The 20,923-nt window shown below is 52.0% G+C and carries 19 protein-coding genes and 6 tRNA genes; 13 read left to right on the top strand and 12 right to left on the bottom strand.

Going from position 1 to position 20,923, the window contains the following annotated elements; all coding sequences use genetic code 11:
* Position 1 precedes the first annotated feature (1 nt).
* The gene (locus tag AC0XWG_RS14095; RefSeq protein ID WP_028016188.1) at positions 2-733 is read left to right on the top strand and encodes a LytR/AlgR family response regulator transcription factor; all 732 of its coding nucleotides are present in this window, start codon (positions 2-4) and stop codon (positions 731-733) included.
* Between the two features lie 32 nt (positions 734-765).
* On the opposite strand, the gene glk is transcribed toward AC0XWG_RS14095, so the two are convergent.
* Entirely contained in the window at positions 766-1,731 is a 966-nt protein-coding gene (gene glk / locus AC0XWG_RS14090; protein ID WP_028016187.1) for a glucokinase, read from the bottom strand.
* A 205-nt stretch (positions 1,732-1,936) separates the two neighbouring features.
* On the opposite strand from glk, the gene AC0XWG_RS14085 reads away from it, so the two are divergent.
* The gene (locus tag AC0XWG_RS14085) at positions 1,937-3,172 is read left to right on the top strand and encodes an ion channel protein (RefSeq protein ID WP_028016186.1); all 1,236 of its coding nucleotides are present in this window, start codon (positions 1,937-1,939) and stop codon (positions 3,170-3,172) included.
* Here AC0XWG_RS14085 and ipdC read toward each other — a convergent pair whose 3' ends face one another.
* Complete coding sequence (gene ipdC / locus AC0XWG_RS14080; protein ID WP_128347998.1) at positions 3,173-4,831, bottom strand: indolepyruvate decarboxylase; 1,659 nt, start codon at positions 4,829-4,831, stop codon at positions 3,173-3,175.
* A 184-nt stretch (positions 4,832-5,015) separates the two neighbouring features.
* On the opposite strand from ipdC, the gene mgrA reads away from it, so the two are divergent.
* Together mgrA and AC0XWG_RS14070 are read left to right on the top strand one after the other, a co-directional pair.
* Positions 5,016-6,014: an L-glyceraldehyde 3-phosphate reductase gene (gene mgrA / locus AC0XWG_RS14075; protein WP_128347999.1), complete on the top strand. Its 999-nt coding sequence runs from the start codon at positions 5,016-5,018 to the stop codon at positions 6,012-6,014.
* Between the two features lie 127 nt (positions 6,015-6,141).
* Positions 6,142-6,480, top strand: coding sequence for a DUF2502 domain-containing protein (locus tag AC0XWG_RS14070; RefSeq protein ID WP_028016183.1), 339 nt, complete (start codon positions 6,142-6,144; stop codon positions 6,478-6,480).
* A 41-nt stretch (positions 6,481-6,521) separates the two neighbouring features.
* On the opposite strand, the gene AC0XWG_RS14065 is transcribed toward AC0XWG_RS14070, so the two are convergent.
* Positions 6,522-7,760: an Nramp family divalent metal transporter gene (locus AC0XWG_RS14065; protein ID WP_128348000.1), complete on the bottom strand. Its 1,239-nt coding sequence runs from the start codon at positions 7,758-7,760 to the stop codon at positions 6,522-6,524.
* Positions 7,761-8,111: 351 nt separating this feature from the next.
* Here AC0XWG_RS14065 and nupC point away from each other — a divergent pair, with 351 nt between their 5' ends.
* A complete protein-coding gene (nupC, locus tag AC0XWG_RS14060; protein ID WP_028016181.1) occupies positions 8,112-9,299 on the top strand; it encodes a nucleoside permease NupC in 1,188 nt (395 codons plus the stop codon).
* 45 nt (positions 9,300-9,344) lie between these two features.
* Here the strand turns inward: nupC and AC0XWG_RS14055 are convergent, their stop codons facing one another.
* From AC0XWG_RS14055 to AC0XWG_RS14045, 3 genes are all read right to left on the bottom strand, one after another.
* Positions 9,345-11,534 (bottom strand): sensor domain-containing phosphodiesterase, encoded by a 2,190-nt coding sequence (locus tag AC0XWG_RS14055; protein WP_475680727.1) that lies wholly within the window; start codon positions 11,532-11,534, stop codon positions 9,345-9,347.
* 215 nt (positions 11,535-11,749) lie between these two features.
* A tRNA-Ala gene (locus AC0XWG_RS14050) sits at positions 11,750-11,825 on the bottom strand.
* 41 nt (positions 11,826-11,866) lie between these two features.
* Positions 11,867-11,942 (bottom strand) — tRNA-Ala (locus tag AC0XWG_RS14045).
* A 217-nt stretch (positions 11,943-12,159) separates the two neighbouring features.
* Between AC0XWG_RS14045 and AC0XWG_RS14040 the strand changes: the two genes are divergently transcribed.
* Both AC0XWG_RS14040 and AC0XWG_RS14035 read left to right on the top strand, forming a co-directional pair.
* Positions 12,160-12,522, top strand: a complete 363-nt coding sequence (locus AC0XWG_RS14040) for a YfeC-like transcriptional regulator (protein WP_028016179.1) — start codon at positions 12,160-12,162, stop codon at positions 12,520-12,522.
* Position 12,523: 1 nt separating this feature from the next.
* On the top strand, positions 12,524-12,916 hold the full coding sequence (locus tag AC0XWG_RS14035; protein WP_128348003.1) for a YfeC-like transcriptional regulator: 393 nt from the start codon (positions 12,524-12,526) through the stop codon (positions 12,914-12,916).
* A gap of 44 nt (positions 12,917-12,960) precedes the next feature.
* Here the strand turns inward: AC0XWG_RS14035 and gltX are convergent, their stop codons facing one another.
* Positions 12,961-14,376 carry a glutamate--tRNA ligase gene (gltX, locus tag AC0XWG_RS14030; protein WP_257247455.1) on the bottom strand — a complete coding sequence of 472 codons (1,416 nt, stop codon included), beginning with the start codon at positions 14,374-14,376 and terminating at the stop codon, positions 12,961-12,963.
* Between the two features lie 258 nt (positions 14,377-14,634).
* Here gltX and AC0XWG_RS14025 point away from each other — a divergent pair.
* From AC0XWG_RS14025 to AC0XWG_RS14010, 4 genes are all read left to right on the top strand, one after another.
* Positions 14,635-14,710: transfer RNA gene (locus AC0XWG_RS14025), tRNA-Val, on the top strand.
* Positions 14,711-14,752: 42 nt separating this feature from the next.
* Positions 14,753-14,828: transfer RNA gene (locus tag AC0XWG_RS14020), tRNA-Val, on the top strand.
* A gap of 29 nt (positions 14,829-14,857) precedes the next feature.
* Positions 14,858-14,933: transfer RNA gene (locus AC0XWG_RS14015), tRNA-Val, on the top strand.
* 4 nt (positions 14,934-14,937) lie between these two features.
* Positions 14,938-15,013: transfer RNA gene (locus AC0XWG_RS14010), tRNA-Lys, on the top strand.
* Positions 15,014-15,056: 43 nt separating this feature from the next.
* Here AC0XWG_RS14010 and AC0XWG_RS14005 read toward each other — a convergent pair.
* The 3 genes from AC0XWG_RS14005 to xapA all read right to left on the bottom strand — a co-directional run bounded on the left by AC0XWG_RS14005 (position 15,057) and on the right by xapA (position 18,144).
* The gene (locus AC0XWG_RS14005) at positions 15,057-15,944 is read right to left on the bottom strand and encodes a LysR family transcriptional regulator (RefSeq protein ID WP_128348005.1); all 888 of its coding nucleotides are present in this window, start codon (positions 15,942-15,944) and stop codon (positions 15,057-15,059) included.
* A 67-nt stretch (positions 15,945-16,011) separates the two neighbouring features.
* Positions 16,012-17,268, bottom strand: a complete 1,257-nt coding sequence (locus tag AC0XWG_RS14000; RefSeq protein ID WP_475680726.1) for a nucleoside permease — start codon at positions 17,266-17,268, stop codon at positions 16,012-16,014.
* 51 nt (positions 17,269-17,319) lie between these two features.
* Complete coding sequence (gene xapA / locus AC0XWG_RS13995) at positions 17,320-18,144, bottom strand: xanthosine phosphorylase (RefSeq protein WP_475680725.1); 825 nt, start codon at positions 18,142-18,144, stop codon at positions 17,320-17,322.
* Between the two features lie 207 nt (positions 18,145-18,351).
* Between xapA and AC0XWG_RS13990 the strand changes: the two genes are divergently transcribed.
* Entirely contained in the window at positions 18,352-18,693 is a 342-nt protein-coding gene (locus tag AC0XWG_RS13990) for a FlxA-like family protein (RefSeq protein WP_128348006.1), read from the top strand.
* On the opposite strand, the gene AC0XWG_RS13985 is transcribed toward AC0XWG_RS13990, so the two are convergent.
* Positions 18,690-19,625 carry a LysR family transcriptional regulator gene (locus AC0XWG_RS13985; RefSeq protein WP_128348007.1) on the bottom strand — a complete coding sequence of 312 codons (936 nt, stop codon included), beginning with the start codon at positions 19,623-19,625 and terminating at the stop codon, positions 18,690-18,692. The genes AC0XWG_RS13990 and AC0XWG_RS13985 overlap by 4 nt on opposite strands.
* An 89-nt stretch (positions 19,626-19,714) precedes the next feature.
* Here AC0XWG_RS13985 and AC0XWG_RS13980 point away from each other — a divergent pair, with 89 nt between their 5' ends.
* The gene (locus AC0XWG_RS13980) at positions 19,715-20,710 is read left to right on the top strand and encodes a bile acid:sodium symporter family protein (protein ID WP_028016171.1); all 996 of its coding nucleotides are present in this window, start codon (positions 19,715-19,717) and stop codon (positions 20,708-20,710) included.
* On the opposite strand, the gene AC0XWG_RS13975 is transcribed toward AC0XWG_RS13980, so the two are convergent.
* Positions 20,707-20,922 (bottom strand): DUF3820 family protein, encoded by a 216-nt coding sequence (locus AC0XWG_RS13975; protein WP_128348008.1) that lies wholly within the window; start codon positions 20,920-20,922, stop codon positions 20,707-20,709. The genes AC0XWG_RS13980 and AC0XWG_RS13975 overlap by 4 nt on opposite strands.
* Position 20,923 lies beyond the last annotated feature (1 nt).

The following is a 20,923-nucleotide window of genomic DNA, read 5'->3' as shown; positions in this document are numbered from 1 at the left end:
TATGAAAGTCATCATCGTAGAAGATGAAATTCTGGCTCAACAGGAGCTAACCTGGCTTATCAAAACCCACAGCCAGATGGAGATTGTGGGTACCTTTGACGATGGTCTGGATGTGCTGAAGTTTCTGCAGCACAACCGGGTCGACGCTATTTTTCTGGATATTAATATTCCGTCGCTGGATGGCGTATTGCTGGCGCAAAACATCAATCAGTTTGCCCATAAGCCGTTCATTGTTTTCGTCACCGCCTGGAAAGAGCACGCCGTGGAGGCCTTCGAGCTGGAGGCATTTGACTATATTCTTAAGCCTTACCAGGAGTCGCGTATTATCAGCATGCTGCAAAAGCTGGAAGCCGCATGGCAGCAGCAGACTGCTCCCGCTAGCGCCACCCCCACGGTACGTGAAAATGACACCATTAATCTGGTCAAAGATGAACGTATCATTGTGACGCCAGTCAACGATATTTATTACGCCGAAGCGCATGAAAAGATGACGTTTGTCTATACGCGTCGAGAATCTTATGTGATGGCGATGAACATCACCGAGTTCTGCAGCAAGCTGCCTGCGGCACACTTTTTCCGCTGTCACCGTTCGTTCTGCGTGAATTTAAATAAGATCCGCGAGATCGAACCCTGGTTTAACAACACCTACATTTTGCGTCTGAAGGATCTGGATTTTCAGGTGCCGGTGAGCCGCAGCAAGGTGAAAGAGTTTCGTCAGTTGATGCATCTGTAAAGCGCCCCCTCACGCAGGAGAGGGCAATGTCGTCAAAGGATTTGACCGAGAACCTGACGCAGATGGGCTCCCGAGCCAAGAAGACCAGGGTTATCGTGCACGATGAGGTAGACAGGGATGTCCTGCACGTAGCTTCTGAAACGCCCTTTATCTTCAAACCCACCGCGGAAACCAGAGGCTTTAAAGAAATCGAGGAAACGCGGCACGATCCCGCCCGCAATATAAACACCACCGAATGTGCCCAACGTCAGTGCCAGGTTGCCGCCGAAACGACCCATGATCACGCAGAACAGCGACAGTGCACGGCGGCAGTCAATGCAGCTGTCCGCCAGCGCACGTTCGGTCACGTCTTTCGGCTGCAGGTTTTCCGGCAGACGACCGTCCGATTTCACAATCGCACGGTACAGGTTCACCAGCCCGGGGCCGGAAAGGACGCGCTCAGCGGAGACGTGTCCAATCTCTGCGCGCAACTCTTCAAGGATAATGCCCTCTTCTTCGCTGTTTGGCGCAAAGTCAACATGCCCCCCCTCGCCCGGCAGGCTTACCCAGCGCTGAGCAACGTGCACCAGATGCGATACCCCCAGACCGGTTCCTGCGCCATAGACGGCTATCGGTTTGCCTTCGACTGGCTCCGCACCGCCAAACTGAATCAGATGCTCAGGCTTCAGCATCGGGATCGCCATCGAAACCGCAGTGAAATCATTGATGATTTCAAGATGCGCAAAACGGAGATTTTTTTTCATCTCCGCGATGGAAAATGCCCAGGTATGGTTTGTCATCGCAACCCAGTCACCCGTAATCGGGCAGGCAATGGCAATGCAGCCATCTTCGACGCTCACCTGATGCTCTTCCAGATAGACGCGGACAACGGCCTCAAGGCTTGGGTAATCCAGCCCTGAGTAGGTTTTCGCTTGAGAAATCTCCCCCGTGTTTACATCGCAGAGAGCAAGACGTGCGTTAGTCCCACCCACATCACCTACTAAAGCATACTTTGTCATTCTTCTACTGCTCCGCTAAAGTCAGAATAAATCTTTGGGACACTGTAAATTCAAGGCTGGATAACAACAACGACCTGAAGGCAGCCACCCCAGGATTATCGATCTTCGTCACAGAATAACTTTACCGTTTCAGCACCTTTTGCACTATTGCCATAAAGCTGATTGTGCAAAGTAACGTAATACCGTTTTGTACAAGGAAATCATCATGCTCCACCCGCGAGCCAGAACCATGCTCCTGCTGGCAATTCCGGCGTTAATTATTGGCGTTGCCTCAAGTCTGGTGCTCATTGTCGTGATGAAAGTCGCGTCGGTGCTGCAAACGATGTTATGGGCAGCGCTTCCTGCAAAGCTGGGGGTCAACGTTGATTCTCCTGCATGGGTTATTTTGATGCTGACGTTAACCGGTATTGCGGTGGGGCTGGTGATCCGTTTCAGTCCCGGACATGCCGGGCCCGACCCGGCGCAGGAACCCTTGATCGGTGCTCCGGTTCCCCCTTCGGCGCTGCCGGGGTTGATCATCGCGTTGATTCTGGGTCTGGCGGGCGGTGTCAGTCTTGGGCCGGAACATCCGATCATGGCGGTTAACATCGGACTGGCAGTTTTCCTCGGTGCACGCATTTTGCCCCGTGTTGGCGCACTGGACTGGACTATCCTTGCCTCCGCAGGCACCATCGGAGCGCTTTTTGGCACGCCCGTTGCCGCAGCACTGATCTTTTCGCAGACGCTCAGCAGCAACAACGATGTCCCGCTGTGGGATAAACTCTTTGCGCCGCTGATGGCCGCTGCTGCCGGCGCATTGACGACCAGCCTGTTTTTCCATCCCCATTTTTCACTCACCCTTCCCCACTATGGCCAGATGCAGATAGCCGATATCTTCAGCGGTGCCATCGTCGCCGCCATCGCCATTGCGCTGGGAATGGTGGCGGTATGGTGTCTTCCACGTCTTCACCGACTGATGCATAAGCTTAAGCACCCGGTATTCATTCTGGGAGTGGGTGGTTTCATCCTTGGTATTTTAGGGGCCATCGGCGGGGCGGTGACGTTGTTCAAAGGTCTGGATGAGATGCAGCAACTGGCCTTCAGTCAGGTGTTTAGCGTTTCAGATTATCTGCTGTTTGCGGTGATCAAACTGGCGGCGCTGGTAGTGGCTTCAGCCTGTGGTTTTCGCGGTGGGCGTATTTTCCCGGCGGTGTTTGTCGGTGTGGCGCTGGGGCTGATGCTGCACGGGCATGTGGATGCCGTCCCGGCGGCCATTACCGTATCCTGTTCGATTCTGGGGCTGGTTCTGGTGGTCACGCGCGATGCGTGGTTAAGTTTGTTTATGGCGGCAGTCGTCGTGCCGGATTCGACGCTTTTTCCTCTGCTCTGCATCGTGATGTTGCCCGCCTGGCTCCTGCTGGCGGGCAAACCCATGATGATGGCATGGCGTAACGATAAGTAATCAGGCGTTATTACGCGCTTCCAGCGCTTTAGTAATGGCCCCCAGCAGCGGCGGGATGTCTGCTTTCGGCAACATCACCTCAATCAGCGAGAGCCGCTCGTGGTGGGCCACTTTTTCAAGCACGTCCACCAGCTGTTCCGCTTCACTGACCCGCCAGCACTGAGCCTGAGGATCAAGGCTCAGTGCCTGTGGAATTTGCGTCCAGTTCCACAACGCAATGTCGTTGTACCGCTGTTCCGGCCCGTGGATCGCTCGTTCAACCGTGTACCCTTCATTGTTAAGCACAAGGATGATGGGGTGCTGTTTATCACGCAACATCGATCCAAGCTCCTGAATAGTCAGCTGAGCCGCACCATCCCCTGTCAGGACAATCACGCGCCGGTTCGGACATGCCGTTTGCGCACCGAATGCTGCCGCCAGCGTATAACCAATCGACCCCCATAGCGGCTGGACGATAAAATTCACGTCTGCCGGTAGACGAAGGTCAATCGCGCCGAAGGCCGAGGTGCCCTGATCCGCAAGAATGATATCTCCCGGGCGAATGAACGTTTGCAACGTTCGCCAGAAATTGTCCTGGGTAAGTGAGCCATCTGGCTGCGGGTAGGCCATTGCGCCATGAGAAGACGGTACAGGCTTATCGTGCACGTGCTGTTTGCACAGCTCCACCAGCGTCTCAATCGCCTGAAGCATCGGAATACCGGTAAACCAGATATCGCCGACGCGAGCGGCATGAGGCTGGACTTCTATCGTTTGCGCCGGGGTTAACTGATGGGTGAACCCCGCCGTCAGGGTATCGGTAAAACGCGTGCCGATGCACAACACCGTGTCCGCCCCTTCAATCGCCTCTTTTACCGCGCCAGCGCTGGCTGAACCACTGTACGTGCCGTAAAAACCAGTGTGACGTTCATCGAATATGCCTTTGCCCATCAGCATGGTGGCATGCGCCATCGGTACGTCCTTCACCCATTTTTGTAATGCATGTTTAAGGCCATGACGCAGGACCAGGAAATCCGCCAGGAGTGCAGTACGCTTGCTTCTGGCCAGCTTGCTCTCTGCAGCATCGCGAAACGCCTTCAGGCACGCACTATCGGCATGAGCATGCTTTAGGGTGAGAGCGTTTACAGGGGGTGTAGCCGCTTTTTTTGCCACATCGGCAGGCAACATCAGGTAGCCGGGACGGCGTTCACGGAGCATCGTGGTCAGCACCCGGTCTATCTCATAACAGGCATTTTGTTCGGTCAGGATCGCCTGTGCGACAGTGATCGGTTCGCTCATATGGTAAAAATGACGAAACTCGCCATCACCCAATGTATGATGCAGCAACTCCCCTCTTTGCTGCGACGCCGTACCCGGCGCCCCCACAATATGTAGTACCGGCACGTGCTCAGCATAGCTGCCAGCGATACCGTTCATGGCACTTAATTCTCCAACGCCGAATGTCGTCAGCAGCGCGGCAAAACCCTTACATCGGGCGTATCCGTCAGCGGCATAAGATGCATTTAACTCGTTGGCACAGCCCACCCAACAGATATCCGGGCTGTCTATCACATGGTCGAGAAACTGCAGGTTATAGTCGCCCGGCACGCCAAACAGATGATCGGCTCCACAATCTGTAAGACGGTCCAGCAGGTAATCGGCGACGCAGTATGGGGTACGCATGACAGGTATCCTTCTTATGTTGACCTCACTTTGAGTATTAAAGAAGCGTGATGGCTGTCCAGAATTAGCAGCAAGAAGAGCATGGAAAGAATGCTTTACAAAAATGGCTGCGTTATTCTCCTTTTCTTCACGGTAGTGTAAACGCATACACTGATTTTTCTTTTCAGCGCCAGAGGTCATGAGAATGGGTTATCAGCCGGACAAAAATCGTTATCAGACAATGCAGTACCGTCGCTGTGGACAGAGCGGCCTGAAATTGCCAGCCATCTCCCTTGGGCTTTGGCATAACTTCGGTGACGCCACGCTTATCGATAACAGCCGTCAACTTTTACAGCGCGCCTTCGATCTGGGCATCACACATTTCGACCTTGCTAATAACTATGGCCCCCCCCCGGGATCGGCTGAACGTAATTTCGGACGTATTTTGCAGGAGGAATTCCTGCCATGGCGCGACGAATTGATCATCTCAACCAAAGCGGGCTATACCATGTGGGAAGGCCCTTACGGTGACTGGGGGTCACGCAAATATCTGCTGGCAAGCCTGGATCAAAGCCTGAAACGCATGGGACTGGAGTATGTTGATATCTTCTACCATCATCGTCCTGACCCACACACGCCGCTGCAGGAAACAATGAAAGCGCTTGACCATGTCGTGCGTCAGGGAAAAGCGCTGTATGTCGGGTTATCCAACTATCCCGCTGAACTGGCTCGTAAAGCGATAGATATCCTTGAAGACCTTGGTACGCCCTGCCTGATCCACCAGCCGAAATACTCTATGTTTGAACGCGCGCCGGAAGAGGGTTTGCTGGATGTACTGCTGGAAAAAGGGGTCGGGTGTATTCCCTTCTCGCCACTGGCAGGAGGTCAACTGACCAACCGCTATCTAAACGGTATACCTGCAGACTCACGTGCGGCGAGTGGCAGTCAGTTTCTTAATCCTGACCAGATCACTGAAGAGAAGCTGGTTAAGGTCAGAAAACTGAACGCCCTTGCGGAAAGCCGCAGCCAGAAGCTGTCTCAGATGGCGCTGGCATGGATCTTACGCCATGAATCGGTGACATCTGTACTTATTGGGGCAAGCAAGGCCGCCCAAATTGATGACGCCGTGGGCATGCTGGAAAACCGCCATTTTTCAGATGAAGAACTGAACATAATTGAAGGGATCCTTGGCAGTTCAAATTAAAAGCACTTTTAGCAAAAAGTGCTCTCATTCATGAATTCGGAGTTCAGGCGATGAAACGAGGCTTTACCAACTCGTAATATTGAGTTAACAGGCCCAATGAAGGCCCCGATCGTGAAGGAGAAAGAGTATGTTCAGGTCACTGATTCTTGCAGCGGTATTACTGGCTTCGGCCCCGCTGATCGCCACTGCGGGCGAAATCACCCTGTTGCCATCCGTAAAATTACAAATTGGCGATCGTGACGATTACGGCAGATACTGGGACGGCGGCTATTGGCGCGACCGTGACTACTGGCATCGTCATTATGAGTGGCGTGGAGATCGCTGGTGGAAACATGATAACGGCAGACACCGTGGCTGGTATAAAGATAATGCCTATGAGCGCGGTTACCGTGAAGGCTGGAACGATCGTGACGACCACCGTGGCGGCTGGGGTCGCGGTAAAGGTCACGGCCATGGCCATCATTAATGCAAAAAGGAGCCTCACGGCTCCTTTTTCTTAATTAAACCTTACAGACCTAACACTGTTCCAATCAACAACCACAGGTTCAGCGCCACCACCACCACGACTATGGCCCAGCCGGTTCTTTTCACCAGCGTTGTGTTGACCAGGTCGCCCATCAGGGTTTTATTGCTGGTAAAGATCAGTAGCGGCACCAGCGCCAGCGCGATACCAAAACTCAACAAAACCTGGCTCATGACCAGGATCCTCGTTGGATCGAGCCCCATCAGAATCACGATAAATGACGGCAGCATCGTGACAGAGCGGCGCACCCACAGTGGAATATGGAAACGAACAAACCCCTGCATGACCACCTGCCCTGCCAGCGTCCCCACAACCGTAGATGAGAGACCAGCGGCCACCAGACTCAGACCAAATATCGTGGCAGCAGCATGGCTCAGTAACGGCTCCAGTGTGAGATAAGCCTGATCGAGATCGGCAATACCGGTGTGGCCGTTAAAGTGGAAAGCGGCCGCGGCAGTCGCCATCATCGCCAGATTCACAAAACCAGCAATTGTCATGGCGATAGCCACATCCCATTTGGTCGCGGAGTAACGTTCTTTACGCGTGCCGCCGTGGAGGTGCTGAGTCAGCGAAGAGTGCAGATAAATGACATGCGGCATGATGGTCGCCCCCAGCACACCGGCGGCCAGAAATACGGCTTCAGAGGTTGGCAGACTTGGGATCACCATCCCTTTACCGAGCTGAGCCAGATTGGGTTGTGAGAAAATCAGCTCGACAATATAGGCCGCAGCGACAAACAACAGCAGACCGCCAATAACTTTCTCCAGCGGTTTTTGCCCCCGACGCTGTAACATCAAAATCAGGAAGGTGGCAATCCCGGTCAGTACCGCCCCCTGCAACAGCGACACACCCAGAATCAATTTAAAGCCGATCGCCGCACCGATAAATTCAGCGAGATCGGTCGCCATGGCGATGATTTCGGCCTGAACCCAGTAGAGCCAGACCGCCGGGCGCGGGTAATGGTCACGAATTTGCTCAGCCAGGTTTTTACCCGTGGCAATCCCAAGCTTTGCGGAGAGCATCTGAATCAGCATCGCCATCAGGTTAGCCCAGACGACCACCCACAGCAGTTTATAGCCAAAGCTCGCCCCGGCCTGAATATTGGTCGCAAAATTGCCCGGATCGATATAGCCAATGGCAGCAATGAACGCAGGTCCCATTAATGCGAACCGCAACTTGCGCGCTGCTCTGCCACTGCTACCCTCTACGCGACTGTTTGTCATTTCTGCCTCTGAAAATATAGCCTTTGCTATGTTTAATGCTATCAAAATGAGAATGATTATCAAGCTCATTTGTGAAGTTTACAGTGATTTCTCTGATAGCTTTGGACGATAGACAGGCGGGTAAGCTGAGGGCGACCTGACAAAAACTGAAATCGCGCGCTCTTTTGTGAAGACTAGCACACAAACTTAACTTTTCACTCATTTACCTAACATAACAAAAATGTATTGTGGATCACTAATTTTGAGACTCGTCACAGGATGTAACTATAGTGTGCCCTTGATCTCGTTTTCTTTTCCTTCGTTACATAGAATGTGCAAGAAAATTAAACCTGCCTCAAATTTGGAGCAAATATGGACCGCGTCCTTCATTTTGTCCTGGCACTTGTTGTCGTTACTGCACTTGCATTGCTGGTCAGCACAGACCGCAAAAAAATTCGTATTCGTTATGTTGTCCAACTGCTGGTCATTGAAGTTTTACTCGCCTGGTTCTTCCTGAACTCCAACGTGGGGCTTGGCTTCGTAAAAGGCTTCTCCGAAATGTTCGAAAAACTGCTCGGGTTTGCCAACGAAGGGACGAACTTCGTCTTCGGTAAAATGAACGACGAAGGTCTGGCGTTCTTCTTCCTGAAGGTGCTGTGCCCAATCGTCTTCATCTCTGCGCTGATCGGTATTCTGCAGCACATCCGTGTTCTGCCGTTTATTATTCGTGGAATTGGTTTCCTGTTATCCAAAGTAAACGGCATGGGTAAGCTGGAATCATTCAACGCCGTCAGTTCCCTGATCCTCGGTCAGTCTGAGAACTTCATCGCGTATAAAGATATTCTCGGTAAGATGTCCCGCAACCGCATGTACACCATGGCGGCAACCGCAATGTCTACCGTTTCCATGTCTATCGTGGGCGCGTATATGACCATGCTGGAGCCAAAATACGTGGTTGCTGCACTGGTTCTGAACATGTTCAGCACCTTTATCGTTCTGTCACTGATCAACCCGTACCGCGTTGATGCCAGCGAAGAGAACATCCAGATGTCAAACCTGCACGAAGGTCAGAGCTTCTTCGAAATGCTGGGTGAGTACATTCTGGCAGGTTTCAAAGTGGCGATTATCGTTGCCGCCATGCTGATCGGCTTCATTGCCCTGATTTCTGGCCTGAACGCCCTGTTCGCTGCGGTTCTGGGCATCTCCTTCCAGGGTATTCTGGGCTACATCTTCTACCCTATTGCATGGGTGATGGGTGTTCCGGCTCACGAAGCACTGCAGGTGGGCAGTATTATGGCGACTAAACTGGTGTCTAACGAATTCGTTGCGATGATGGATCTGCAGAAGATTGCCAGCACCCTTTCTCCACGCGCGGAAGGCATTCTGTCCGTGTTCCTGGTTTCATTCGCTAACTTCTCATCCATCGGTATTATCGCCGGTGCGATTAAAGGTTTGAACGAAGAACAGGGTAACGTGGTTTCTCGCTTTGGCCTGAAACTGGTTTACGGCTCTACGCTGGTAAGCGTCCTGTCTGCTTCTATCGCAGCACTGGTACTGTAAGGTTTACTGTTAAAACACAAACCGGGAGCATGGCTCCCGGTTTTTTTATTCCCGCAATTCTTCCAGCGGTGTAGGTTTGCCTATCAGGTAGCCCTGCAGGTAATCCACGCCGAAGCTTAGCAGCATCTCGCGCTGAGCTGGTGTTTCCACATATTCAGCCACCACACACAGAGATTTTGTCTTCGCCAGATTACACATCGACTGGACGATCATCGCATCCATGTCGTCAGTACAAATATCTTTTACAAAGCAGCCCTCAATCTTAATGATGTCTGCCTGCAGACGTCTGAGACGCTCATAGTTCGCGTAACCCGTACCAAAGTCATCAATGGCAATCCGGAAACCGTAATCCCGCAACTGTTGGATATTGTTGATACTGCTTCCTGAATTCGAAAAGGCCTGCTCCTCAGTGATTTCGATAATGACGGCCTGAGGGGCTATACCATACCGTTCGAAGAGGGCGCAAATCTCACTGGCCACCTCTTTTTGCATCAGCGTCAACGGCATCAGATTGACAGAAAAACGGGCACCGGCATGCGTCGCAGGGTGATCGCGCAGCCACACCAGTAACTTTTCCATTACACACATATCAAACCGATGACTGAGGTTGAATTGGGCAATCAACGGAATAAAGCGATCGGGAGTAATGATCTCCCCTTCGCTTTCCATCCGCGCCAGAATTTCGTAGTACCCACTCCCGTCAGCCTTCTGGATAGGCTGCGCGTATAAATGAAACTGGCCCGCGTCCAGGGCGTGTTTAATGCGCGCTAACATCAGAACACGTTCTGTCGTTTGTCCGGATACCGCTTCAAGACTATTCGTGAGCGCAAGAACGTTATGCGCGCCGCAGGATTGCTCTGCCAGCCAGCTCAGTTGCCCCAGCGTGTGGTGTAACTTTTCGCCGTTTTCGACCATCCCCCAGGACGCGCCAAATTCAATATCCAGCCCGGTGTTGTTCCAGTAAATCTTACGACTGTTCAGCCGATCAACCATATGCTGAAGGCGCTCAGCGGTTCCCGGGCCCAGCAATACCAGTACCAGCTCGCTGCCAGGTAACTGGAAGAGGGACTCATCTTTCTGCAGAAGTGGCTGAAGCGACGTGGCGATCGTTCGTTTGCAATGGACCCGCATGAGCATCCCGTAGTGGCGGCTCAAAAATTCCAGGTTATCCATACGCAGAATGCTAACTTTTGCATCAGGATGATTCTCAAGATAATCCTCCAGCGCACGAATATTGGGCAAACCCGTCAGCGGATCGGTCAGCGCCCGGCCCTGCCAGCCCCGTTTTAACCACTCGCTGCGCTGATAAATGCGCGACATGTAAAGCAAACAGATGGCGAAAGAGATAAGCACGGAGAGGATAAAGGAGAGCGAATGGCCCGATTCAACCCCATTAAGGAAGTTATAGTTGTAGGTCAACAGCAGGAGTGCAGATACGGCCCAGAGCAAAGAGATAAGCGCATAGGTCAGGCGACTTATCGCTAACGTAAAAAGAATAAAAATCAGCGGCATCAAATAGCCCGCAATGACGGGAGATTCAAAAGGTCCACATAAAATGACGAGAATGAAACTTAAAAACATCAGCCAGACAAAAATATATAATGAATTTTTGTGAAGAAACACAGGCTTCACGCTTCGCCGCCAGAACGTGATGGCATAGCGAGGATTAATTATCATTCTTAATGGGTAATAGAACATCATGGTAAAAATCAACGCCGCGCAGATCAGACTTTGAATATCCACCACATTGTAAATTACCGTTCCTTCGCCGAAGAAGGTTGAAATTGTCACCGGGAAATCAAACAAATAGCCTGCCATATACATCGACAGCTTAATACCTATTGGCACGATAAAACCGAGCCAGAATATACGTAAACCGATGTGCTTGTTAGGGATACTGTAACGCCAACGCTTGCCCAGCATGAGGCGTAGCAGACCGCACGCTGCGAACAACGCGAAGGTCTGACAAAACAGTAAAACTGAATATTGTAGTGGCGCTAAATTAACATAAAATAAATTAGTGACAGTAAAACCTAACAAAACAGGAAGAATTGCCCTGCGTCCAAATAACAGAATTACCGCCAGCATAACGCTTAGCGGTAACCATGCTAAATAAACGTCATGACCATTAACAATTGCGCGCGGAGAGAGGAAACGGGAGAAAGGTACCGCAATCAGGCAAAGCGCCAGGGCAATCATAAATATCTTTACGTTATTGTAAGTTTTTCTATTCATTAAGCTGATGAGTATATTATCCGTTCGTATCATTGACCGGATGGATAATATGTTTATTAATTGCGCGAAGCAAGTTCAAGTCTAATTATGGACGGGTTTATTGCTTTCGATTGAGGTGAGGTACAGGAATATATCTATTTTTATAACAAAATGTAGTAGTGAGTGTTACAAGCGCATAAAAAAAGCCCTCGTCTTTTGACGAGGGCTTAAAATTTTGGTGGAGCTAAGCGGGATCGAACCGCTGACCTCTTGCATGCCATGCAAGCGCTCTCCCAGCTGAGCTATAGCCCCACATGTTACTTTACTGACCGCACTCTGTTGGGTTCAGAGTTTGGTGGAGCTAAGCGGGATCGAACCGCTGACCTCTTGCATGCCATGCAAGCGCTCTCCCAGCTGAGCTATAGCCCCATCGTAAAGCTGTCATGTTGACGGGCGGCATAATATGAATTCCGCTGCGGAGTGTCAACGGCAAAATCAATGACCGCCGCTCAATCGCCGAAAAATCATGCAAATGAATCACTTTGCGAGCTTGCTCGCAGTCATGAGTTAAGCCTGTCACGTTTTCACGTAAAACGGTGCTATAAAATGAACCGTTAATTATCCCTACAAATATTCAGGAAATTGCATGATCAAGGAACGAATGACGCCAGAAGAGTTAGCCTTGCTCACTGGCTATAGCCGCCAGACCATCAATAAATGGGTACGTAAAGAGGGTTGGATTACATCACCAAAACCGGGAGTCCAGGGTGGGAAAGCGCGTCTGGTACATGTGAACGAAAAAGTACGTGACTTTATCCGCAGCGCACGCCGGGCAACTGAAACGTCTGATATACCAGAAGGTGCCAACCAGGATGGTTCGCTTCACAACCTACTCCTGACGCTGGCCAATGAAATGACACCGGAAGAGCAGAAGCAAATGACATCGCTGTTACTGCGGGAAGGGATAACCGGATTGTTGCAACGTTTAGGGATTCGCGACCAGAACTAATATGAAAAGATTACGTAGTAAAATGACCACGGAAGAGCTGGCGGAGAGTTTGGGTGTTGCCCGACAGACCATTAATCGTTGGATACGTCAACAGGGTTGGAAAACCGAAGGGCTCAATGGCGTAAAAGGCGGTCGGGCGCGGCTAATCCATATTGATGCGCGCGTGAAGGAACATATTATGAGCCTCCCGGCAATCCGTACTCGTCAGGCGGTTTACCATCTGGCAGAAGTCCCCTCATCATACAGCGCCCCCTCTTCAAACCTGCGTTCGGGCATTATCGAAACGCTGGAGAGTATGACCCAGCTAGAGCAGAAGCGTCTGGACACATTATTGAAACGTGAAGGTATTCGCGGATTTCTTACACGCCTGGGTATTGCTGAATCAAATACATAAAAAAACGGCAGGTTACCCTGCCGTTTCTCGTCCTGAAGACTTAATTACTGCTGACTTTCGCGTTCAGAGATAAAGTCCAGTGCCTTGTTAATACGCGCTACACTGCGCGACTTGCCGATGGCATGGACAGTCACATCCAGCGCCGGGGACTGGCCCGCACCGGTCACCGCAACGCGCAATGGCATGCCTACTTTCCCCATGCCGACTTCCAGCTCATCAGCAGTTGCCTGAATAGCGTGATGCACATTTTCCGCAGTCCATTCGGTAAGAGCCGCCAGCTTGTCACGCACCACTTCCAGCGGCTGACGCGCAACCGGGCGCAGATGTTTCTTCGCGGCGTCCGCATCGAACTCATCAAACTCTTCATAGAAGTAACGGCAGCTTTCAGCGATCTCTTTCAGAGTTTTGCAACGCTCGCCGAGCAGTTTCACCAGGTCCGCCAGCTCTGGGCCAGTGCGGGTATCAATATTTGCCTGCTCAATGTGCCACTGCAGATATGTCGCGACATATTCAGGCGGCATGGTATTGATGTAATGGTGGTTCAGCCACAGCAGCTTGTCGGTATTAAATGCACTCGCCGATTTGCTCACAGAGCTCAGAGAGAACAGATTGATCATCTCTTCGCGACTGAAGATCTCCTGGTCACCGTGAGCCCAGCCCAGTCGCACCAGGTAGTTCAGCAGCGCTTCCGGCAGATAACCATCGTCACGGTACTGCATGACACTGACCGCGCCATGGCGTTTAGACAGCTTTTTACCGTCGTCGCCATTGATCATGGAGACGTGCGCATAAACAGGCACTGGTGCGTTCAGCGCCTTCAGAATGTTGATCTGACGCGGGGTGTTGTTGATATGGTCTTCACCACGAACAACGTGCGTAATTTCCATATCCCAGTCATCAACCACTACGCAGAAGTTATAGGTTGGAGAACCGTCGGTACGGCGGATGATCAGGTCGTCCAGCTCCTGATTGCTGAATTCGATCGGGCCACGGATCTGGTCGTCGAAGATCACTGAACCCTCTTGCGGGTTAGCAAAACGCACCACGCATGGCTCATCAGCAGCATGTTCGCTATGGTCATGGCGGCAACGACCGTCATAACGTGGCTTCTCACCGTTCGCCATCTGCTCTTCACGCAGCGCGTCCAGACGTTCTTTGGAGCAATAGCACTTATACGCCGTGCCCGCGACCAGCATCTCATCAATCACAGCGTTATAGCGGTCGAAACGTTTGGTCTGGAAATACGGGCCTTCATCCCATTCCAGATTCAACCAGTTCATACCATCCATGATGGCTTCAATTGCTTCCGGCGTAGAGCGCTCAAGATCGGTATCTTCAATACGCAGGACGAACTCACCTTTGTTGTGACGAGCAAAAAGCCAGGAATAGAGAGCAGTACGAGCACCACCGACGTGCAGATAGCCTGTCGGGCTCGGCGCGAAGCGAGTTTTGATTTTCATGAAATGGCCTTACGTTATAAAGATGCCGGTATTCGGCAAATCCTGGGGAAAAAACGATGGGCAATATTCTATCACTGTGGGGGGATTCCTCAATGTTGATCCCTTTATCGTGACCGAGTTTGCTATTTTTGTTTAGAAATCATGCTCCACCGCCCATTTCGCGATCGTTTTGTTTAATTTTACGACGAACGAATAAAAACTTTAGAAAATGCGTTGACTCATTTTCAACTCTCCCTATAATGCGACTCCACACAGCGGGGGTGATTAGCTCAGTTGGTAGAGCATCTCCTTTACACGGAGGGGGTCGGCGGTTCGAGCCCGTCATCACCCACCATCTACTTCACGTAGACTCGCAGTGTAGATAAGAATTGAGAATGGGCGATTAGCTCAGTTGGTAGAGCATCTCCTTTACACGGAGGGGGTCGGCGGTTCGAGCCCGTCATCGCCCACCATTCTCACCTTATCAAAGCAGTTCCGAAATGGGCGATTAGCTCAGTTGGTAGAGCATCTCCTTTACACGGAGGGGGTCGGCGGTTCGAGCCCGTCATCGCCCACCATTTCGGGTCGTTAGCTCAGTTGGTAGAGCAGTTGACTTTTAATCAATTGGTCGCAGGTTCGAATCCTGCACGACCCACCAATGTAAAAAAGCGCCCTAAAGGCGCTTTTTTGCTATCTGCGATTTACATCATCGTTAAAGTTGCAATCAACCTTTCTACTGCGGGTGTTGCCTGCTTCGCGTCATATACCACATACAGATCAGCCGGTATGCGCTCGCGCAAAGGGCGGAAGACCACGCCTGGCCACTGCATTTGCGCGTAACTGTCAGCGGCAAGCGTAATCCCCATCCCCATACTAATCATCGCCAGTACCGTCTGTGGTTCAACAGCTTCGCGTACAATCATCGGCGAGAACCCGGCCTGCTGACATACGCGATGTAAAAATGCCCAGTCAGAATGTGCTGAAGGCATGGTGACAAAATACTCATCCTGTAGCTCTGAGAGCGTAATAGATGATTCGCTGACCAGTCGGTGATCTTCCGGCATTGCAACAAGAAAAGCGGCATCACGCAATCGCACGCTGGTAAACCCGGCGGTGGGTTCAGTTGCCATTCGCCAGATCCCGACATCCAGCTCACGACGTTCAAGCAAAGCCATTTGCATGACCGGCGATTTTTCGCGAAAAACAACATCAACATTCGGATGCTCTTTCAGGAAAGCGCGCATGACCGTGCGCACCTCGCTCCACATGGCGGTACCGACAATCCCCAGCTCAATGCGCCCCGCCTCACCCCGGCCAATTTGCTCGACGCGAGCCAGCGCCTGGTTTGCACTGGCGAGCAGCCGACGGGACTCTTCCATCAGCACTTTACCGGCATGCGTCAACGCGACACTCCGCGAGTGGCGAATAAACAGTAACGTCCCCAGTTGGCTTTCCAGCTCTTTAATATGCAGGCTTAACGGCGGCTGGGACATATTAAGACGGGCCGCAGCCCGCCCAAAATGCAATTCTTCCGCCACGGCAAGAAAATAACGCAGCAGCTTGAGATCGGTCCGATAGACGCGTTCCATCAAAACATATCCTGGCGATAACATTTAAGCGTCTACCTTAAAGCCTTTCATCGTCCACAGGAAAAATTTAGTGCGCAACTGTGCGCATCTCGCTGTTTTTACTGATGTGGTGATAGTGAAAGCTGAAATAAAACACCACCGCAAGCACCAGCGCATAGGCCGCAAACACCAGCCAGATGGTCTGCCAGTCCTTAACCCCATCCACCGAGAAGTAATCGACTGCCATACCGCTTAACACGGACCCGAAATAAGCACCAATACCGTTAACGGTGGTCATAAACAGCCCTTGCGCGCTGGCACGGATATCAGAGCTCACCTCCTGCTCAACAAACACCGAGCCGGAAATATTGAAGAAGTCGAACGCGCAGCCGTAGACAATCATTGACAGCATGAGCAACGCAAAGCCTGTTGCGGACGGATCGCCAAAGGCAAACAGCCCAAACCGCAACATCCAGGCCACCATGCTCATCAGCATGACGGTTTTAATACCAAATCGTCTGAGGAAGTATGGAATAGTCAGAATGAAGAATACTTCTGACATCTGCGAGACGGAGAGCAAAATGGACGGGTATTTAACGATAAAGCTCTCCGCATACGCCGGATTACGTGCAAAATCATGCAGAAAAGGACTGCCAAACGTGTTGGTTATCTGCAGCACGGCGCCCAGCAGCATCGCGAATAAAAAGAACACCGCCATGCGGGGTTGTTTAAACAGGATAAATGCATTGAGGCCCAGTTTACTTGCCAGAGACGGAGACGTTTTTGTCGTCGCAACCGGAGTGGCCGGTAGCGTCAGAGAGTAGATTGCCAGCAGCAGGGATGCAGCAGCTGCTATATAGAGCTGCACGTTGCTGAGCTCCGCCCCCATCAGGCTGATGGCCCACATCGCGGCAATAAATCCCACGGTGCCATACACCCTCACTTGCGGAAAATGGCTTACCGTATCCAGCCCTGACTGTTCAAGGCAGGAGTAAGAAATCGTGTTCGACAACGCAATCGTGGGCATAAAGGCCATCGCATTCACCAGCATGACCCAGAACATTAACCCGGGTTCATTGACCTGCGCGGCATAACAGAGGGCAACGGCACAGACGAGGTGGCAAATCACGTATGCACGGTCTGCTCGCAGCCATTTGTCGGCAATAATCCCCACCAGAGATGGCATAACAATTGCGGCCAGCCCCTTGGAGCTGTAAACCATCCCCACGTCGGAGCCGGTAAAATGTAGAGTGTTAATCATGTAAGCGCCGAGGGTAACCAGCCAACTCCCCCAGATAAAATATTGCATAAAGGACATTATCTTTAAGCGAGTCGTGATGTTCATATTCCATTCCTTATAGCAGTGTGGTCCTCACGGGCCACTTTATTGTTTTAATCAGGCAATATGGCGAAGAAAACCGCAGATAAGGTTGATGAAGTTCTGGCGGGAAAGCTCAGCAGCAGCCAGTGTTTGTTCGTGTGAGAGTTTTACCTCGCCCAGACCTTCAGCAAGATTCGTAATTGCAGAAACGGCCACCACTTTCAGGTTACAGTGACGTGCAGAGATCACTTCCGGCACCACGGACATGCCCACCACGTCGCCACCAATAATTTGCATCATGCGGATCTCCGCCGCAGTCTCGAAGTTGGGGCCAGGATAAGAGACAAACACGCCTTCATGCAGAGGGAAGCCCTCCTTCGCGGCCACGGTTTGCAAAACGGCACGGTAGTTTGCGTCGTAAGCATTAGCCAGCGAGAAGAAGCGATCACCAAAACGTTCATCGTTTAGCCCCACCATCGGCGTTCCCGGCATGGTGTTGATATGGTCACTCAACGCAACCAGGCTTCCGGGCTTAACGTCTTTACGCAATGAGCCCGCAGCATTGGTGCTAAACAGCAGCTCGCAACCCAGCAGTTTGAACGTGCGGATCGCATCGGTCATGACGGTCATCCCGCGGCCTTCATAGAAGTGACCCCGCCCTTTCATACAGGCAACAGGTACACCGGCAAGATGTCCCAGGACCAGCTCACCGGCATGACCGTGAACCTTACTCACAGGGAAACCCGGCAGCTTTTCGTAGCTCAGAGAAACGGCGTCTTCAATCTGGTCGGCTAGTGCGCCAAGGCCAGAACCGAGAATGAACGCAACGCGCGGCGTGAAATTCGGTTTAGCGGTGCGGATGATGTCAGCGCAGTACCATGGGTTATTTGAGAGGGTCATAAAGGCTCCTTGAGAATTAAGATCGCGATATCACGGATCGCATGACCTTAGTCTTATATCTGGAGCCTGCGGTTTACCTCCAATACACTTTCACAGCACCATCAATACTGATTGTGTATCAATGCAAATCCCTGCCAGATATGGCAGTTTTGCTCAAGCTAATCCCGTCGGTGCCGATACCTCTGTTTTATAACGCGAGGAAATACGATGACGACCATTCAGGCTTCAACCCAAATGATTCAAACCAGCAGCGGTGGGAAAGGTGCTTCTGGCGGGAGCGACATCTCTTCCCAGATCAGCAGTATTATTGACAAGATCAAAAAGCTGACTCAGCAGTTAAAAGAGCTGGCAAACAGCACCGGCAGCGCGGATGAGAAGAAGAAGCAGCAGGAACTTATTCAGACCCAGATCAAAGTACTTCAGGCGCAGCTTGCCGCGCTGCAGCGCCAGCAGGCCGAAGAAGCCCAGAAGAAACAAGATCAAAAGCTGGGTAAAGTGGAAGGTGTGAATAGCCCGTCAGATAATCATCAGATTGATATCTACATCTAATCTTCTGATGCGTTAAACAGTGGGTCGCGTATGCGGGCCTCGGTTAATCGTTGCGCCTGGATACGCACCACTTCCCAGATGGCCTGTGCCGCCCCCGAGAGTGAACGATTTTTTCGCCGCACCAGCATCAGCTTTCGCTCGACAACAGGCACCAATCGCTTCACGGACAGCCGACTTCCCTGTGGCAGGGGAAGTGCCAGGGCGGGCAACACGCTGATACCAATGCCAGCTTCCACCATAGGAAACAGCGTCGCCGGGTGACCAATCTCCTGCACGATCGTTGCCTTTACTCCCTGAGTCACCAGCGCAGAATCAATCAGCGGACGGCTGCCCGAGGCATAATCCTGCAATACCAGGTTCGCTTCCTGAAGGGACTGCCAGCTGACTACCGGTAAAGTTGCCAGCGGATCGTCGTCCCGGCAGAGCAGCAAAAAGGGCTCAGAAAGTACGCTTTCGCACGCCAGATCGCTCACCTGACCGGGATCGATCACAATCCCAAAATCCACATCCCCCTGTCGGATGCTTTCCAGCACCCACTGTTGCGGTCTGTCATGTAAAACAAAATCAATATCCGGGTAGCGGTGGTTTCCCTCGGCAATACACTGCGGGATAAGGTGGGCAGAGATCGTCTGGCTGGCAGCAACCCGCACCGTACCCGAAAGTTGCTGTCCCAACCGCCCAACATCCCTGAGCGTACTGTTCAATTCATCAAGTAACCGCTCGAGGCGCAAGGCCAGCTGCTGCCCGGCTTCAGTCAACACAACTTCGCGCGTGGTGCGGTCAAGTAACCGCACACCCGTTTGACTCTCCAGCTCTTTCACACTGTGACTCACCGCCGACTGGCTCAGGCCAATCATCTCCCCTGCCCGGCTGAAGCTACGGGCGTTTGCCACGGTGACGAATATGCGAAGCTGACGTAAGGAATAATTCATCTTTTTAATTCATAAATGGATGCAATAAATCAATTTTATTTCTCAAATGGAAAAAAGCACAATAGCGACATCTGTTTTCAGGAGTCATTATGAAACTATTTCGTATTGTTGATCCGTTTACGCTTACCCTGGTTGCTACCGTTTTACTGGCCTCGTTCTTCCCCGCTCGCGGGGGATTTGTTCCGTTTTTTGAGGGGCTAACGACGGCCGCCATCGCACTGCTGTTCTTTATGCACGGCGCAAAACTCTCCCGCGAAGCCATTATCGCTGGTGGTAGCCACTGGCGATTGCACCTCTGGGTGATGTGCAGCACGTTCATTCTGTTCCCCATTCTCGGCGTGCTGTTTGCGTGGTGGGCTCCGGTTAACGTCGACCCGGCGCTCTACACCGGTTTCCTGTATCTGTGCATTCTGCCAGCCACCGTGCAGTCCGCCATTGCCTTCACCTCGCTGGCAGGCGGTAACGTCGCGGCCGCAGTCTGTTCGGCGTCGGCATCCAGCCTGTTAGGGATTTTCGTCTCCCCATTGCTGGTGGGTTTGCTGATGAACATGCACGGCGCGGAAGGTAACCTTGAGCAAGTGGGTAAAATCTGTCTGCAGCTGCTGCTGCCGTTTGTCCTGGGGCATCTCTCGCGTCCGTGGACGGGCGCGTTTGTGGCAAAGCACAAAAAATGGATCTCAAAAACCGATCAGTCGTCAATTCTGCTGGTGGTCTATTCCGCTTTCAGTGAAGCGGTGGTAAATGGGATCTGGCATAAGGTCGGCGCAGGCTCACTGCTGTTTATCGTGGTGGTCAGCCTCGTCCTGCTGGCGATTGTAATTGCGGTTAACGTCTTTGTGGCACGCAAGTGCGGCTTCAACAAAGCGGATGAAATTACGATTGTGTTCTGCGGTTCGAAAAAGAGCCTGGCGAACGGTATCCCGATGGCCAACATTCTGTTCCCGACCTCGGTGATTGGGATGATGGTGCTGCCGCTGATGATTTTCCATCAGATCCAGCTTATGGTCTGCGCGGTGCTGGCGCGTCGTTACAAGCGCCAGACTGAAAAACTGGCGCAGGAAGAGACCCGCGCCGCTAAAGCTTAAGTGCGTTTCAGGGGCTGAACCAGCTGGGTCAGCCCCTCAGTTTTGATCAGTAACGTGATAGCCATCAACTCACCCAGCCGCCCTGCCGGGAATTCATCCTTACGGGCAAACCACAGCAGATACTCTTCCGGCAAATCGATCAGCCTGCGGCCTTTATATTTACCGAACGGCATCTCGGTGTTGGCGATCTCAACGAGTTGCTCTTTCTCCACG

The organism is Enterobacter sp. DVT3837 (assembly GCF_056238685.1).
This window is presented reverse-complemented; position numbering and strand designations above follow the sequence as displayed.

Excerpts from the sequence above, each read along its gene's own strand:
- AC0XWG_RS14095 (WP_028016188.1), top strand. The coding sequence starts at position 2 with ATGAAAGTCATCATCGTAGAAGATGAAATTCTGGCTCAACAGGAGCTA.
- glk (WP_028016187.1), bottom strand. The coding sequence starts at position 1,731 with ATGACAAAGTATGCTTTAGTAGGTGATGTGGGTGGGACTAACGCACGT.
- AC0XWG_RS14085 (WP_028016186.1), top strand. The coding sequence starts at position 1,937 with ATGCTCCACCCGCGAGCCAGAACCATGCTCCTGCTGGCAATTCCGGCG.
- ipdC (WP_128347998.1), bottom strand. The coding sequence starts at position 4,831 with ATGCGTACCCCATACTGCGTCGCCGATTACCTGCTGGACCGTCTTACA.
- mgrA (WP_128347999.1), top strand. The coding sequence starts at position 5,016 with ATGGGTTATCAGCCGGACAAAAATCGTTATCAGACAATGCAGTACCGT.
- AC0XWG_RS14070 (WP_028016183.1), top strand. The coding sequence starts at position 6,142 with ATGTTCAGGTCACTGATTCTTGCAGCGGTATTACTGGCTTCGGCCCCG.
- AC0XWG_RS14065 (WP_128348000.1), bottom strand. The coding sequence starts at position 7,760 with ATGACAAACAGTCGCGTAGAGGGTAGCAGTGGCAGAGCAGCGCGCAAG.
- nupC (WP_028016181.1), top strand. The coding sequence starts at position 8,112 with ATGGACCGCGTCCTTCATTTTGTCCTGGCACTTGTTGTCGTTACTGCA.
- AC0XWG_RS14055 (WP_475680727.1), bottom strand. The coding sequence starts at position 11,534 with ATGAATAGAAAAACTTACAATAACGTAAAGATATTTATGATTGCCCTG.
- AC0XWG_RS14040 (WP_028016179.1), top strand. The coding sequence starts at position 12,160 with ATGATCAAGGAACGAATGACGCCAGAAGAGTTAGCCTTGCTCACTGGC.
- AC0XWG_RS14035 (WP_128348003.1), top strand. The coding sequence starts at position 12,524 with ATGAAAAGATTACGTAGTAAAATGACCACGGAAGAGCTGGCGGAGAGT.
- gltX (WP_257247455.1), bottom strand. The coding sequence starts at position 14,376 with ATGAAAATCAAAACTCGCTTCGCGCCGAGCCCGACAGGCTATCTGCAC.
- AC0XWG_RS14005 (WP_128348005.1), bottom strand. The coding sequence starts at position 15,944 with ATGGAACGCGTCTATCGGACCGATCTCAAGCTGCTGCGTTATTTTCTT.
- AC0XWG_RS14000 (WP_475680726.1), bottom strand. The coding sequence starts at position 17,268 with ATGAACATCACGACTCGCTTAAAGATAATGTCCTTTATGCAATATTTT.
- xapA (WP_475680725.1), bottom strand. The coding sequence starts at position 18,144 with ATGACCCTCTCAAATAACCCATGGTACTGCGCTGACATCATCCGCACC.
- AC0XWG_RS13990 (WP_128348006.1), top strand. The coding sequence starts at position 18,352 with ATGACGACCATTCAGGCTTCAACCCAAATGATTCAAACCAGCAGCGGT.
- AC0XWG_RS13985 (WP_128348007.1), bottom strand. The coding sequence starts at position 19,625 with ATGAATTATTCCTTACGTCAGCTTCGCATATTCGTCACCGTGGCAAAC.
- AC0XWG_RS13980 (WP_028016171.1), top strand. The coding sequence starts at position 19,715 with ATGAAACTATTTCGTATTGTTGATCCGTTTACGCTTACCCTGGTTGCT.